Genomic DNA, 12967 nt, shown 5'->3' with positions numbered 1-12967 from the left:
AGCACCCGGATCGGGATGCTAGAGTTTCACTCGTTGCAAGGGCCTGTGGCGCAGTCTGGTAGCGCACCTCGTTCGCATCGAGGGGGTCTGGGGTTCAAATCCCCACAGGTCCACCGCAGCTCAGAGCCCCTACCGGGGAAACCCGGTAGGGGCTCTTTGGCGTCCCGCTCCCGCGGGGCGGGGCGCCGTCATCGCCCACGGGCCGCGTGGCTACAGCGCCTTGACGAAGCAGCGGCTCAAGTCGTCGAAGCGGTAGTGGCCGAACTTGGCGAGGGCCGTGGTGTAGCCGGTCGAGGTGTAGAGAGTTATGGCCTCCGGCTGCTTGGTGCCCGTCTCCAGGACCATGCGCGTGCGGCCCGCCGCTCTCGCGTCGTCCTCAAGCGCCGTCAGGATGCGGCGGGCCAGACCAAGGCCGCGGGCTTCCGGGATGACGTACATGCGCTTGATCTCCGCGTCGCCGTCGCTGTAACCCTCGTCGTTCTCCTCGTGCCCGCGCCAGCCGCCGGTGGCCAGCGGGGTGCCGTCCTCGTCGTACGCGATGAGGTACAGGCCGCGCGGGGGCTCGAACATCGCCGGGTCGAGCGGTGTGATGTCGCCCTCGTCCCCGTACCGCTCGGCGTACTCGAGCTGGACGCGGTCGTTGAGCTTGACCGCGTCCGGGTGGTCGAAAGGGGTGGGGCGTATCTGGATAGGCATGCTGAGCATCGTACTTCTATGCAGGCGCGGGGAGCGCGGGAATTTGTTGGCCCGGGGGGCGGGGGGCCCGGGGGCCCGGGGGTGCCGCCTCGGGGGTGCGGGTCTTCCTCCAGTGTGCCGGTATCGTGCCGGGATGCTCACAGTGACCAGTGACAGTGTGTGTAAAACACTCGCCTCCTGAGCTGCCCCGTTTCTCAGCGTGACGCGGCCCCGGTACCTACGCAGGTACCGGTGCCGAGCTGTGGATGATGGCGGGCGCTACCTCGTAGCGTTCATGACGCGAGAGCGCAGCGGCTCGGCTGTCAGCGTGTCGGCGAACTGCCATGAGTACGCCGTGACCTCTTCCTCTTGCAGCGCGACCAGGTCAGCCGTGGTGCGGAACAGGTACCGAAAGTCGAAGTGAAGGTGTTGCGGCTCGCCCTTGGCCGGGTTTGCTGGGATCGAGTGCGCGTCGATGTGGAGCGGCAGGCCGCTGTCTGGTTCGACATGCGCGGCGGCGATGCCCGTCTCTTCTTCCAGCTCCCGAAGGGCGGCATCGACGAGCGTCGTGTCGCTGTCCTCGACATGCCCGCCAGGCAGCAGCCACCTTTTCAAGGCGCGGTGCTCGATGGTGAGTACGCGGCCGTCGGGGCGGAGCAGCGCGGCGCCGGCCGTGACGTGGCCCCGGAACTCCTTACGAGACGCGATTCCGTCGCCCGCGTCATCGAGTGTCTGGACGAGGGTGGACAGGCCGTCCTTTTCGTCTGGGTGCTCGGCGAGGTAGGCATCGACCGTCTCGCGCACATGCTGTGCCGTGATCGGCATGGGGTTGCTCCTGTCCTCTATCGGTTGAAGTAGCTGAGCCACGTAGCCGCGATGGTCGCCCGATCGTCGGCGCCCACCTCGTGCATACCGGGTCCGAGGTCACCGCAGGTGAGCATCCGGATTCCGGCGAGTATCTCGGCTTGCACGAGGAAGATGAACGGCCCGACAGAGGCGCCGTGCAGGAAGTTGACGGCGTTCCCTCCGTTGAGCAAGTAGAAGTAGTGCCCGGTGGTTGAGTAGCGCGTGACGTGGTCGCCCTGGGGCGCGCGCTGGTAGACCCGTGGCAGTGCGGCGAGGTCGAGTTCGTCCTCGGACGAGGTGACGGTCGCGACATAGGCGCCATTGCGCAGGCTCGAAAAGTCCTCGCCGCGCAGGGACACCGCGCCGGTCGCGCACAGGACCAGGCCCGCGCCGTGCAAGGCTGCGTCACGGTCGCGCGCCACGGTGAAGCCCTGTGAGAGTGCCTGTGTCTGCCGGACGGGGTCGACGTCGTGCACGGTGACCTGCACGCCCTTGGCGTGCAGCAGGCGGGCGATGCTCGACCCGAGCTTGCCGAAGCCGATCACGAGGGCGGGGCGGCCGTGCAGGATGTCGCCGCGGCTGCGCATCAGGGCTTCGGCGGAGAACACGACGGACTGCCCGACGAGGAAGTCCTCGGGGTCTTTGAGGGGCGAGCGGGCGACGGAGACGACGGGGCAGGGCAGCTTGTCGCGGTCGGCGTAGCGCTTGTGGCCGTTCTCTGTGTCCTCGACGACGCCGAGGATGCGTCCGGAGAACCGGTTGCACAGGGCGTCGAGCGAGGGAGCGAAGTAGCCGCCTACGTCCAGTAGGACGACAGCCTCGCCGGGTGTGCGCGATTCGATGTACTCGACTGCGGTGTCTGCATCCTCGAATAGCTCGCGCGTCAAGGGGTCGCAGGGCGTTGCCTTCTCGACCGCGCGGAGGGCGGCGGGGTCGATTGACTTCGGCTTGGGCAGGACGGCCCGGAGAGTGCTGCTGGTGCCCACCGCCTGTACGAACGACGGGCGCTCGGGCAGCAGGTGTGTGATGAGGAAGGACGACGGGCGCTCGGTCGGAGCGAAGCCGTCCGCGATGCGTGCAAAGTAGGCGTCTAGCCGGGCACGCTCGAACTGTTCCATGGACTCACTTCCCTTGGTGAGGGGGTAACTCCAGTCGCCGTGTGCGAGTAGCGGGTCACATCCGGCGGCGGGCGTACGTGGTGCCCCAGACGATCGCGTCGCGGGCGAAGCTGGCGCGTAGGTGTGCGTCGGTCTCGGCCTGATCGGCGCCTAGAGCGAGGGGTGTGAAGACAAGGCAGACACGGCAGGGGGTGCCGTCGCGGACGAGCCGCAACCAGTCCTGTGACGGCGAGGGGATCGTCATCACGTATTCGTCGTGGCCGTAGTCCAGCGCCGTGACTTTGCGGCACAGGATGAGGCGGCTACCGATCACGGGCGGGAGCGCGTTGCCGGGGCCGAGGCGGAGCGCGGTTGCGAGGCGGCGCATGCCGGCCTCGATGCTTTCCGATGTTTCGTGGGCGCGGCGGGGGTCGGGGTGCGTGATGAGGAGCTGAGCGAACGTGTACTCGCCGACGGAGTACACGCCGGTCGCGGCTGCGACGTTGGTGACGAATCCGGGGCCGGGCGGGTTGGTGACATTGGACAAGCTCATGACGCCTTCACCACAGCCCACACGGCTTTACCATCCGGGGTGTCGCTCACGCCCCAGGCTCCGGGGCACAAGGCGTCGATGATCGCCAGGCCGCGCCCGTAGTCGTCCTGTGTAGTGGCGGAGCGCATGTGTGGATGGTGGCGGGCCGGATCATGCACCTCGACACGGGTCCGACGGCCGTCGGTGTCGATCACCAGGCACAGGGAGTCGTCTGCGGTGTCCATGGTGGTGGCGTGTCGAACGGCGTTGGTGACCAGCTCGCTGACGATCAAGACGACGTCGTCGAGGTGGCCCGCGGTTACGTCGGGCGCGGTGGTGCCGAGGTGCTCACGCACGAAATCCCGTGCCTCAGTGGGTGCTTGTGGGCGGCTAGGTAGTAAGAGGGTCTCGGGCCGCACTAGTTGAGCGCCAGCATGCGAGGCCGGGCGCGAGATCCATCTGTCGAGTTTCATCGGCCGCCCTCGCCGTGCGCTTCCTGAGGGGCGATGACCGCTACCCAACCTGTGTCATTCGGCTTTTGGTTGGGCTCTGCTGTGTTCGTCATCGTCGTGCCCGTCCCTAAATCTGGCCTTGGCGTTTTCCGGAGTGACACATTCAAGGGAACCGCGCCGTATAGGGAGTGGCCACGGCATCGATGCGGCACTCTTGACGCACATCTGATGCACGGTCGCGGTATGAGGTGCCGACAGTGCCCGGCGGGGGAAGGAAGTCGATGTGACCCTCAAAGATCGGCGGAAGGCCCTGGGCTACAGTCAGGAGAAGATGGCCGCCGGGCTTGGCGTCGACCGCACAACGGTCGGCCGATGGGACCGGGGAGAAACCGAGCCCCATCCGGAGTACCGCCCCAAGCTGGCAGAGCTGTTACACGTTGACCTCGTTACGCTCGACGCCTTGATCAAAGAATCATCAGCGCCCCCCGAAGGGCATGCGGGGGCGCCGTCACACGACGCCTACGGCACGGGGGATGACGACATGATCCGACGCGATTTTCTGCGCGTCATAGCGGTGGCAGGGGCCCTTGCCGCCCTGTCCGCCGAGGAAGTCGACGCCCTTGCGGACGATGCCGCGCGCGAGGATGCGGTCGGCTATCTGCGCATGAACGAACACCTCTGGCAGGTTTACCAACTCGCCCGCTCGAAACGGTCTGTTCAGCCGGTGGTCAGCGACCAGCTCTTCGCATTGAACGAGAGCCTTGCCGACTGTCCGGATCATCTCGGCCCGTTGTGCGTCGCGGCTGGGGACCTTTTCCAACTGGCCGGCGAGTTGGCGTTCGACGGGAACCGGCACACGGATGCGGCGGCGTCCTACGCACTCGCGGCGTCGGCGAGCAAGGAAGCAGGGGCCTTCGACTTGTGGGCCTGCGCCCTGATCCGGCATGCCTACGTCGAAATGGCGGGCGGCCACTACCGTGAGGCCGTCGGCCTGCTGTCCGTTGCCGAGAGGGTGGCCAAGCGCGGGGACAGCTCCCTTTCTACGCGGCAGTGGGTCGCTGCTGTGCAGGCCGAGGCGCACGCCGGATTGGGCCACCCCGCCGAGTGCGAGCGCGCGCTCGATGAGGCCGAGAAGGTGCTCAACCTCGGCGCCCACGCGCACAACGGTGGATGGCTCCGGTTCGACGGCTCACGTCTGGCAGAGGAACGAGGGGCCCGCTACGTGCAGCTTGGCCAGCTCGGCAAGGCCGAAGCCGCGCTGACAAGTGCCCTACAACAAGGGGCCCTTGCCAAGGGTCAGTCCTTCCGGCGACGCGGCGTCGTACTTGCTGACCTTGCCGCAATCGGGGCCAAGCGCCATGACCCTGAGCAGGTCGTCGTCTACGGCACCGAGGCGCTGCGGCTTGCCCGGCAATCCTCCTCCGGATACGTCGCCCGTAGACTCCGAGGGCTACAGGCTGAGATCGGCTCACTCGCTGATGACCGCCGGGTCGCCGAGCTGGGCGCCGAGATCGCCGCATTGAGCACGACGTGACGAGAGAGGTTGCCATGTCGAACACCGAGGGTGCCCGGTTGTTCCGCGAATCGTGGATCGCGGGCGTACGGAAGCACTTCCCGGGCGATCCGAAGCCGGGCTATGTGACTCCCTGGGAAGAGACCCCAGAGTGGGAGCGGCAGGCCGCGGGCGCGGTGTACGAGCAGGTGCGGCAGTTCCTCGAACTGAGCGGCGGCCACGCCTCGCGCCTGAGCCGCGAGCAGAAGAGCCGGTTCGTTGCAACCGCGTGGACGGCCCAGATGTACAAGCACTTCGAAGACCCGAAGCCGGGATACGTGGCTGACTGGCCGGGCCTTCCCGAGTGGCAGCAAGAGACTGACGCGGACATTTTCGAGGCTATTGAGGTTGCCGTCGCCTGACGTTGCGGAGACACAGCAAAGCCCCCCGCACGGCCTGTATGCCGTGCGGGGGGCTTTGCTCATGATCGGGTAGCGAGCTGCCACAGAGACAGAGTGAGGCCGGTAAGGGCGACCAGGGCGGCCACGGAGGGGAGCGGCCACCGGGTGCGTTCGAGGGCGTCGAGGCGGGCTGTGTCGCGCTTTTGGCGTTCGGTCTCGCCACGTTCGAGGGCGTCAAGGCGGGTGTCGTGGTCGTCGATTCGGCGCGTGTGTTCCTTGAGCGCTTCGTCGGTCTGGTCGTGCCGTTGCACCAGTAGCGCGAGGGCGCCGTCGGTGCGGGTGAACCCGACCTCGATCGTCCTCCGGATGCGCTCCAGTTCGAGCGCGACCGCGGCCGGGTCGGACGGCGAGGGCGAGGTCGTCACGGCGCGGTGGGCTCCTTGGCGTCGTCGACCAGGCCGAGGCCGAGGCGGTCGAGCAGGGCCTCGACGCTCGGCAGGGCCATCACGCGGGCGAGGCCGCCCGCGACGGCGAGGCCGCCGGCGACCCAGGGCAGGGAGTCGGGCACGCTGGATGCGGCGACGATGCCGGGTAGTGCGACGGCGAACGCCACGGTGCCTTGCAGGACGGTGCGGATGGTGCGCTTGTTCTCGGGGGTCATGGGTGGCGCTCCTGTTCTGTGTGGGTGGGGAGGGGGCGTGTTCGGTTACGCGGTGACGGCGAACCCGTGCTTCCGCGCGAGCGTGTCGAGCGAGGCGCGGCCGGGGATGCCGTCGGCGGCGTCGCCGCTGTATCCGCATCGCTGCTGCCACTTGCGGTAGGCGGTCACGGTGGTGGTGCCGAAGTGCCCGTCTACGTACTTCTTGGCGAGCAGCCCCTCGGCGGCGAGGGCATCCTCGACGGTGCGGGCGCCCGCGTAAGAGACAGGGATGCCGGTCTTGGCGGGGTCGTGCTTGGCGGCGGTGATCAGCTTGGACAGGTCGACGGTCTTCGGCTTGCCCGGCGCGGTGCCGCTGTTGTCGCCGGTGAGCTTCTTTGCCCGGCGGACGATCTCGGGCAACTGGGCGACGATGCGGGAGCCGGGGCAGGACGTGTGTCCGCCCCACGCGCTTCCGCCGAGGCCGTGATAGGCGAGGCCGCGGTCGCTGGTCGACGTGGCAACCCGCAAGGGCACGCCGTAGGTCTTGTGGGCCCACGCGAGTACCTGCGCGTTGCGGTCGAGCTGGTCGTCGGTGAGGATGTCGCCGCCCTTGCCTTCGTTCTCGACGGACAGCCACGACGGGTTGCCCGCGGCCTGCGCCCACGCGCGGTCGCTGGTATCGACCCACTGATAGAGCGCTCCGCCCTTGCCGGTGCCGAAGTGGCTCGACGCGCGCGCCCTGCTGTTGCGGAACCATGCATCCGTGCCGGGCAGGGTCCCGGCCATGATGTGCACGACGACGCCCCGGACCTGGGCCTGTCCGTCGTTGGTGAAGTTGACCGAGATCGGGCGCCAGGCGGCGCCGGGCATACGTGCCACGGGGAAGACTCCAGACATGAAAAAGGCCCCGGCCAAGTGGCTCGGGGCGTGGGCAAGCGGTGCGCTCTGGTCTACGTCCGGGAGTGGTGAGACACGGAGCGACGCAGGCATGGGAAACGCCCCGCATCTGGACGACACGGGGCAGTAGGAGACGGGGGGGGGTGGGGCTCTAGCGGTGGAGCGTTCTAGGCATGGTCGAGGACGTAGGTGCAGTCTTCGGCGCTCTGGCCGACTGCGTCTCCGAGACTGGCCACGGCGGCTGCCTGGTTGCACCCCATGCCCGTCGAGAAGCTCCAGTTGTCGGCGGCGCCGTATGGGCCGCCGTAGTTGTTGTCGTCGTCGGCGTGGGCGGGTACCGCGAGCATGAGGGTGCCGAGGGCCAGCATGCCCACGGTGATGATCTTCTTCATGGGCTGGCAACGACGCTCAGCATCCGGCGTCACGCTTGGCCACGGGGCAAGACTCGGTTGGACGCTGCGGGGCGTACGGGGTGGGGTGAGATCAGGCGAGGTCGGTCGCGAGGGTCTGCGGGGTCGGTGACTTGTCGTCGAGGGCGCCGGCGGTGAACTCCGAGCCGCGCCAGTCGTTGCCGTAGCGGGCAATGAGGGTGCACGTGTTCGTTGCGGAGAAGCCGTTCAGTGCTTCGTTGCCGCTGCCGTTGGGGCGGACCTTGTTCCCGGACAGGGAGATGGACGATGCGGTACTACTCAGGCGGATGCCGTAGTACGTGGCGTTGGCGGAGCGTCCGGGGCTCTTGATGTAGCTGTCGCGGATGTGGATGTTGTTGCCGTCCTGGACCAGGACGCCGTTTCCGCCGGGGTAGAGGATCTGATTGCCGGTCAACGATGTGTGCGTGCAGGTGACGGCGGTGATGCCGTGCGCGCCGGGCGTGTAGATCTGGTTGCCGGTAACGAGCCCGTTGTCGGCGTTCTCCATGGACACGGCGGTGCCGTCCACGCTGGAGATAGCGTTTCCGGTGATGGCGAACCGCTGTACCTGTTGGAGGCGGATGCCGTTCTGCCCGGCCGTCGAGCCGTCGATGGCGTTGTCGCCGATCGTCAGGTTCAGGATCTGGCCGGACGTCTCCCCGAGCGCGACGATCGGCTCGTCGTAGCCACCCCCGCCGCGGAAGGTATTGCCCGTCACCGTGAGGTTGCGCATGCTCTGGCTCGCGCCGGTCTGTGTACCGTCGGGCCGCTTGGTGTCCTCGGTGTCGGTGAGGATCACGGCGCGGAAGCGCACCCCCGAACCGCAGCTCGCGAAGGTGCAGCCGGTCACCGTGGTGTCTTCCCAGTTGTAGGCCGATACGGCGTACTGGGTGACGCCCTCGAACGTGCAGTCGGAGACGCGTATTCGCCGGTGGTACTTGGTGATCGTGGCCGAGTGGGAGCCGATCCCGCGCGGCCACGCGGTGGTGAGGCTAGTGCCGGACGCTCCGAAGTAGCAGCCCGTAATGAGGATGTCCTCGCACGGGGTGTGGTCGTAGGGACCGAATCCGCCGAACACCCCGACAGACTTGGCGAGGTCGAGCTGTACGGCCTCGGAGAAGTCGCGGGCGCCGGGATCGTAGTAGCCCAGGAAACGGCAGTTCTCGATGGTCGCGCGCTTCGTCGAGTTGAGTTCGATGGCGTGGTAGCCGGACACGTCGCGGATCTCAACGTCTCGGATGGTGACGTCTCGGGCGTGACCGATGCTGATGCACATGGCCGGGGCGGTCAGGCCGGGCGCGGTGCCTTGGCAGTCCCAGACTCCGCCCTCGACGGTGATGTTGCCGTGGCCGGTGTATCCGGCGAGGTTCTGCCCGGCGTCGCCGTTGACGAGCATGGTCTCGGCCGCGCCGCGCACGAAGCGTGCGCCGGGGAGCAGGGTCAGACGGGTGTTGCGGTAGATGCGGAGCGGGAGCGAGGCGAGCAGGTAGGTACCGGGCGGGACGATGACCCAACCCCCGCGCGATTTGGCGGCGTTCAGCGCGGCCTGAATCGCCGGGGCATCGTCTATGGTCCCGGTGCCGACGGCCCCGTACGCGGTGACGGTGAGGGACTCGGAGAGCCTCTCCAACATGTATTGGAGGCGTCCGGCGGTCATCTGCATGCCGGGAAGCCACTGAGCTACGGGCGTGGACACGGCTCGACCTCCTTCTTGAGGCGATGGGCGGCAATTCGCTACATACAGTAGGTAATGGGTATTAAAGTGGAGAAAATAACACTCACTTAGCGGTGGTTGAAGCCGCCCTGCTGACTGAATAATGGAGAGGTGAATGAATGGATTGCCGGCGCCTTCGGCCTGGGCGGGACGGTTATTGGTGGTGGAGCTTCCTTTGCGGGGACGGCTTGGCAACAGCGCAAGGCGGCAGAGGCGGGAAAGGAGGCTGCTGAGAACTCGGCAGCGGCCACCCTGGCCGCCGAGCTGGTTCGAATTCGTCAACACCTAAATGCTTTGCCGGATGGGTTGGTTAGTCGGCCATCCGAAAATAAATCAGAAGCCACCCAAGTTCTCGTGTATGCCATTCAGAGCGACTGGCATGCGAAATTGGGAAACCTCATTGTGCCGGCTGAGGTTGCCACACGTATCTTGCGTGATGCGGATATTAGGGGTCGTGAGCTAGAAATCTTTGACCTGCTTGGCAGGTGGCCGATCCTGAACTTTCAACAGGCGGCGATCATGAACCGTTACTCCATGGGGGAAATCGTCAATCACGCTCTGGAGTGTGCGGGCGCATGGCAGCGGCAAGACGAGATGCCACCCACCGCCCCTGCGCTCATTGCAGCGCGAGAAGTGTGGCGCATCCTCCGGGAAAAGGGGCAATGAGCCAAGTCGGCGCCTTCAAAGTTCGCCTCACCACGTAGGACACGGCCTTAAAGTGCAGCAGGGGCGGGGCAGGCGAACTGCACGGCGGCGCCTGCGAGGTGTGGCAGGGCGAGGCCGCTAGCGCCGCGGGTGACGGTGAAGGTCTGGAGTCCGGCGATTGTAGACGGCGCGATGCCGTGCACTTCGAGCTCCTCGCCACCGATCCGTAGAGCGATGGGGAAAGCGCCGGGCGCCTCGCCGTTGAGGGTGGGGCGCAGAGTGAGCCGGGTCGCGATCAGCACGTCAGCGGCCGGGGGGAAATCGGGAATGGTCGCGGCGATATTGGCGAAGGCTGCACCGACCGGCGCGGTGAACGCTTCCTCGAACCAGGTCCATGCGCCCGCGGTGACTGCCTGGCTGCTCGCCGCGGTGTCGAGATACTCGCCGGTGGCGTCGAACCAGTTCACGTCAAGGTCGACGGTGCGGGCCGATGCGGAGCGAAGCCAGCCGCTCACGGTGTAGGAGCGGGCGGCGGTGACGGGCAGGAGGTCAGAGCCGAGGTTCGGGTACTCCTCGATGCCGTCGGGGGTGAACTGTGCCGACCAGGCCCCCATGCCCGCGCCTCTGTCCGGGGTGGGCACGCGGGCGAGGGTGCCGCCGTAGCCCGTCCACTGGTCGAGGCCCTCGGACATGTCGGGGTTGGTGTTCAGCGGCAGCGCGGCCACAGGCCACGCGGGGCCTGCGGTGACGGTGGCCTCGAATGTGGTCTCCGCCTCGCCGATCGCGGCGACAAGTTCGGTGCCATCCGTCCCGACGACGGCGTACTCGACGTCGTCGAGGGTGGCGACCAGCCACGGCCCGCCGGGGGAGCACGTGAACGTGATCTCCCATGTGCGCACGCCGAGGGTCTCGGTGTAGCCCTCGACGAGTAGCTCGATCGTGCCGGGCGGGAGCCATGGCGGCGGGGTGAGGATGCGGGCGCGGTCGCCGACGTCGACTGCGGCGACTGTCTCGGCCAGGTGCGGCGCCTCGTGCAGGGCCACCGACACGGACGGGTAGCGGGCCTCGTCCCAGGTGCCGCGGTGCAGTCCCCACCACGCGTACGGCGCGCACTGGTCGTCGGAGTACAGGTTGAGGGTGCGGCTGTCGGTGTAGCGGCCGATGCCGTCCGGCGGGGGCAGGACCGACAGGGGGCCCGACTCGCACACGGCCCGCGCTGAGCTTCCGCCGGTGCGCTGCACCGTGACGTCGTTGCGTACGGCCTGGTCGTCGTCGACGGGTTCGAGCGGGGCGACGACCTCGCGTGCTGCGTAGTCGAGGGTGAGCGCGGGGGGTTGGGTGTACAGGGTGGCGCGGGAGCGGTAGGCCAGCGCGAGCGCGTCGCGCTGCTCGTGCAGCATCCCCGAATCGGCGTCCGCGGCAACCTGGAAGAGGTCGAGCAGTGCGGCGACGGTCTGCGCGCCCAGCCGGGTGCCGGCCGCATTGGGTCGGCCGGTGTAGGTGAACGGAATCTTTTCCTCGGCGGCGATGCGTTGCAGCCGGGTGGAAAGGCTCTCGCCCGCCCACCCGATCATGGCGCGGCCGGTCCCGCTGTACGCGGCTGCGGCGTTGGCGAGGACGACGTGCCCGACCGCGGCCTCGCCTGCCTTGCCGCCGCCCACCCCGATGTGGGTGATCCGGCCGACGGCCTGCCCAATGGTGTTGCCGCTCCACTCCGAGACGGGGCCGCCCTCGTAGGTGTAGGCGTCGAGGTCGACGTAGTAGAGCCGGTAGTCGGTGAGGAAGCCAGACTCGATGAGGTCCAGGCCGATGTTCACCTTCTTGCCGAGCAAGGAGTTCCCGCCGGTGATCAGGCTGACGAGATCCACGCCCAGGGCGTTGCGGCCGTACATGCTCAGCCGACCGTCTGGCCGCAGCGTGAGGCTCCAACGCGAGATGCGCCCGGTGGTGACGAACGAGCAGAGCACGACCTCGGCCTCGGGCGCGGAGTCCGGAAACGCAGCGAAGAAACGCAGCGCGCTTTCCCCGGTGGTCGGGTAGATGGGCGTGATCCCGGTGGCCGCGCCGTCGCCCAGGGTGGGCAGCACGTCGGACGCCTCGTGGCCGGTATAGGCGGCCGGTTTGATCCCTGCACTCGTGATGCGCATCGGGGCGGCGCCGGGCAGCGCCGAAGCGAACTCGGTTGCCCCCGAGCCGTCTTCGAGCGGCCAGTACGCCACAACCGCCGTGCGGGCGGGGTTGGAGAACTCACGGCGCATCGCGGATTGCAGCGGTGCCGCGCCCTGCCCCAGTCGGCGCAGAATGCCTGCGGCCGTGACAGAGACAGAGACGCTGTGCTTGGTGCCCCACTTCACGGGCCACCCGGGCACCTCGCCCACGAACCGCACCAGCCGCGGACCTGTCGGTCCGTAGGGGGCGACGGAGACGCGCACGGGGGTGTTGCGGCCGAGCAGCCCGTACAGGTCACTGCGCGGGTTGCGGGGGCTGTAGCGGCCACTGGTGTTGTTCAGGACGAACGTGCAGCTGGCCGCATCCGTGCGGGCGCCCTCGTCGGGGCGCCCGCACGTGATGGTGATGGGGTTCTCGGTGTAGACGTCGCCGGTGATGTCCAGCCACGCCCCGCCGAGGTGCAGCTCGACGCGCACGCCGAGCGCAGTATCGGGGAAGACCACAAGCTCACCCCCTCCGCGCAGAATCTCAGCGGTCCTTACGGATCCTTGGTACAGAGGTGAGGTGTGCTGACATCGTGCGCGAACGAATCAGGTGCCGCTGTCTCCGGAGGATCACCGATGCACATGGGCGGTCGCGGCGGCCCGTAGCGCGATATGGGCGTCCAACGTGCGCCCCCGCCCCGCTGCCAGGGCGGCTTCGACGTGTTCGGCAAAGCGGCCTTCTGTGGCCTGGCCGACGGCGATGTGACTCAGCTCGATCGCCGCCGAGTGAGCTGCCGAAGCAGCGTGGATGAGCGGCGGATCGGTCGTTAACAGGCTGAGCCTGTCAAAGGCTCTGGTGATCTCGGATCGGGCTCGATAGCGAGCGGCGCGTGTCTCTCGGGTGTCCTGTTCACCGGCCCGAATGTCGGCGATCAAAAGCCAATGCGTCTCCCGGTATGTCATTACTGCGCCGAGTAGCTGATGAACGGCGTCGGCAATCTGTTGTCGCTGCT

At 67.6% G+C, this 12967-nt stretch carries 15 protein-coding genes and 1 tRNA gene; 4 read left to right on the top strand and 12 right to left on the bottom strand.

Annotated features, from left to right (window positions below):
- The first annotated feature begins 39 nt into the window (after positions 1 to 39).
- Positions 40 to 113: transfer RNA gene (locus ACGFX9_RS25005), tRNA-Ala, on the top strand.
- A gap of 97 nt (positions 114 to 210) precedes the next feature.
- On the opposite strand, the gene ACGFX9_RS25000 is transcribed toward ACGFX9_RS25005, so the two are convergent.
- The 5 genes from ACGFX9_RS25000 to ACGFX9_RS24980 form a co-directional block, all read right to left on the bottom strand.
- Positions 211 to 705: a GNAT family N-acetyltransferase gene (locus ACGFX9_RS25000; RefSeq protein ID WP_393476027.1), complete on the bottom strand. Its 495-nt coding sequence runs from the start codon at positions 703 to 705 to the stop codon at positions 211 to 213.
- 249 nt (positions 706 to 954) lie between these two features.
- Entirely contained in the window at positions 955 to 1500 is a 546-nt protein-coding gene (locus ACGFX9_RS24995) for an NUDIX hydrolase (RefSeq protein WP_393476024.1), read from the bottom strand.
- Positions 1501 to 1517: 17 nt separating this feature from the next.
- Entirely contained in the window at positions 1518 to 2639 is a 1122-nt protein-coding gene (locus tag ACGFX9_RS24990; protein WP_393476021.1) for an adenosylhomocysteinase, read from the bottom strand.
- Positions 2640 to 2694: 55 nt separating this feature from the next.
- The gene (locus ACGFX9_RS24985) at positions 2695 to 3171 is read right to left on the bottom strand and encodes a hypothetical protein (RefSeq protein ID WP_393476018.1); all 477 of its coding nucleotides are present in this window, start codon (positions 3169 to 3171) and stop codon (positions 2695 to 2697) included.
- Complete coding sequence (locus ACGFX9_RS24980; RefSeq protein ID WP_393476016.1) at positions 3168 to 3623, bottom strand: ATP-binding protein; 456 nt, start codon at positions 3621 to 3623, stop codon at positions 3168 to 3170. The genes ACGFX9_RS24985 and ACGFX9_RS24980 overlap by 4 nt, the downstream gene beginning before the upstream one ends.
- 262 nt (positions 3624 to 3885) lie before the next feature.
- On the opposite strand from ACGFX9_RS24980, the gene ACGFX9_RS24975 reads away from it, so the two are divergent.
- A complete protein-coding gene (locus tag ACGFX9_RS24975; RefSeq protein WP_393476013.1) occupies positions 3886 to 5136 on the top strand; it encodes a multiprotein-bridging factor 1 family protein in 1251 nt (416 codons plus the stop codon).
- Positions 5137 to 5150: 14 nt separating this feature from the next.
- Positions 5151 to 5516 (top strand): hypothetical protein, encoded by a 366-nt coding sequence (locus ACGFX9_RS24970; protein WP_393476010.1) that lies wholly within the window; start codon positions 5151 to 5153, stop codon positions 5514 to 5516.
- Between the two features lie 59 nt (positions 5517 to 5575).
- Here ACGFX9_RS24970 and ACGFX9_RS24965 read toward each other — a convergent pair whose 3' ends face one another.
- From ACGFX9_RS24965 to ACGFX9_RS24945, 5 genes are all read right to left on the bottom strand, one after another.
- The gene (locus ACGFX9_RS24965) at positions 5576 to 5920 is read right to left on the bottom strand and encodes a hypothetical protein (RefSeq protein ID WP_393476007.1); all 345 of its coding nucleotides are present in this window, start codon (positions 5918 to 5920) and stop codon (positions 5576 to 5578) included.
- Positions 5917 to 6156, bottom strand: coding sequence for a hypothetical protein (locus ACGFX9_RS24960; protein WP_393476004.1), 240 nt, complete (start codon positions 6154 to 6156; stop codon positions 5917 to 5919). The genes ACGFX9_RS24965 and ACGFX9_RS24960 overlap by 4 nt, the downstream gene beginning before the upstream one ends.
- A gap of 45 nt (positions 6157 to 6201) precedes the next feature.
- Entirely contained in the window at positions 6202 to 7005 is an 804-nt protein-coding gene (locus ACGFX9_RS24955) for an N-acetylmuramoyl-L-alanine amidase (protein WP_393476588.1), read from the bottom strand.
- Positions 7006 to 7199: 194 nt separating this feature from the next.
- Positions 7200 to 7424 (bottom strand): hypothetical protein, encoded by a 225-nt coding sequence (locus ACGFX9_RS24950; RefSeq protein WP_393476001.1) that lies wholly within the window; start codon positions 7422 to 7424, stop codon positions 7200 to 7202.
- Positions 7425 to 7515: 91 nt separating this feature from the next.
- On the bottom strand, positions 7516 to 9138 hold the full coding sequence (locus tag ACGFX9_RS24945; protein ID WP_393475998.1) for a right-handed parallel beta-helix repeat-containing protein: 1623 nt from the start codon (positions 9136 to 9138) through the stop codon (positions 7516 to 7518).
- A 129-nt stretch (positions 9139 to 9267) separates the two neighbouring features.
- Between ACGFX9_RS24945 and ACGFX9_RS24940 the strand changes: the two genes are divergently transcribed.
- The gene (locus ACGFX9_RS24940) at positions 9268 to 9822 is read left to right on the top strand and encodes a hypothetical protein (RefSeq protein ID WP_393475995.1); all 555 of its coding nucleotides are present in this window, start codon (positions 9268 to 9270) and stop codon (positions 9820 to 9822) included.
- Positions 9823 to 9869: 47 nt separating this feature from the next.
- Here ACGFX9_RS24940 and ACGFX9_RS24935 read toward each other — a convergent pair whose 3' ends face one another.
- Together ACGFX9_RS24935 and ACGFX9_RS24930 are read right to left on the bottom strand one after the other, a co-directional pair.
- Positions 9870 to 12473 (bottom strand): hypothetical protein, encoded by a 2604-nt coding sequence (locus tag ACGFX9_RS24935; protein ID WP_393475992.1) that lies wholly within the window; start codon positions 12471 to 12473, stop codon positions 9870 to 9872.
- Positions 12474 to 12584: 111 nt separating this feature from the next.
- Positions 12585 to 12890 (bottom strand): hypothetical protein, encoded by a 306-nt coding sequence (locus tag ACGFX9_RS24930; RefSeq protein WP_393475989.1) that lies wholly within the window; start codon positions 12888 to 12890, stop codon positions 12585 to 12587.
- Between the last annotated feature and the right edge of the window lie 77 nt (positions 12891 to 12967).

It is taken from the genome of Streptomyces sp. NPDC048436, from assembly GCF_043200355.1.
GTDB lineage: Bacteria > Actinomycetota > Actinomycetes > Streptomycetales > Streptomycetaceae > Streptomyces.
The sequence above is the reverse complement of the archived record's forward strand: the minus strand, read 5'-3'. Positions and strand labels throughout refer to the sequence as shown.

Excerpts from the sequence above, each read along its gene's own strand:
- ACGFX9_RS25000 (WP_393476027.1), bottom strand. The coding sequence starts at position 705 with ATGCTCAGCATGCCTATCCAGATACGCCCCACCCCTTTCGACCACCCG.
- ACGFX9_RS24995 (WP_393476024.1), bottom strand. The coding sequence starts at position 1,500 with ATGCCGATCACGGCACAGCATGTGCGCGAGACGGTCGATGCCTACCTC.
- ACGFX9_RS24990 (WP_393476021.1), bottom strand. The coding sequence starts at position 2,639 with ATGGAACAGTTCGAGCGTGCCCGGCTAGACGCCTACTTTGCACGCATC.
- ACGFX9_RS24985 (WP_393476018.1), bottom strand. The coding sequence starts at position 3,171 with ATGAGCTTGTCCAATGTCACCAACCCGCCCGGCCCCGGATTCGTCACC.
- ACGFX9_RS24980 (WP_393476016.1), bottom strand. The coding sequence starts at position 3,623 with ATGAAACTCGACAGATGGATCTCGCGCCCGGCCTCGCATGCTGGCGCT.
- ACGFX9_RS24970 (WP_393476010.1), top strand. The coding sequence starts at position 5,151 with ATGTCGAACACCGAGGGTGCCCGGTTGTTCCGCGAATCGTGGATCGCG.
- ACGFX9_RS24960 (WP_393476004.1), bottom strand. The coding sequence starts at position 6,156 with ATGACCCCCGAGAACAAGCGCACCATCCGCACCGTCCTGCAAGGCACC.
- ACGFX9_RS24955 (WP_393476588.1), bottom strand. The coding sequence starts at position 7,005 with ATGCCCGGCGCCGCCTGGCGCCCGATCTCGGTCAACTTCACCAACGAC.
- ACGFX9_RS24950 (WP_393476001.1), bottom strand. The coding sequence starts at position 7,424 with ATGAAGAAGATCATCACCGTGGGCATGCTGGCCCTCGGCACCCTCATG.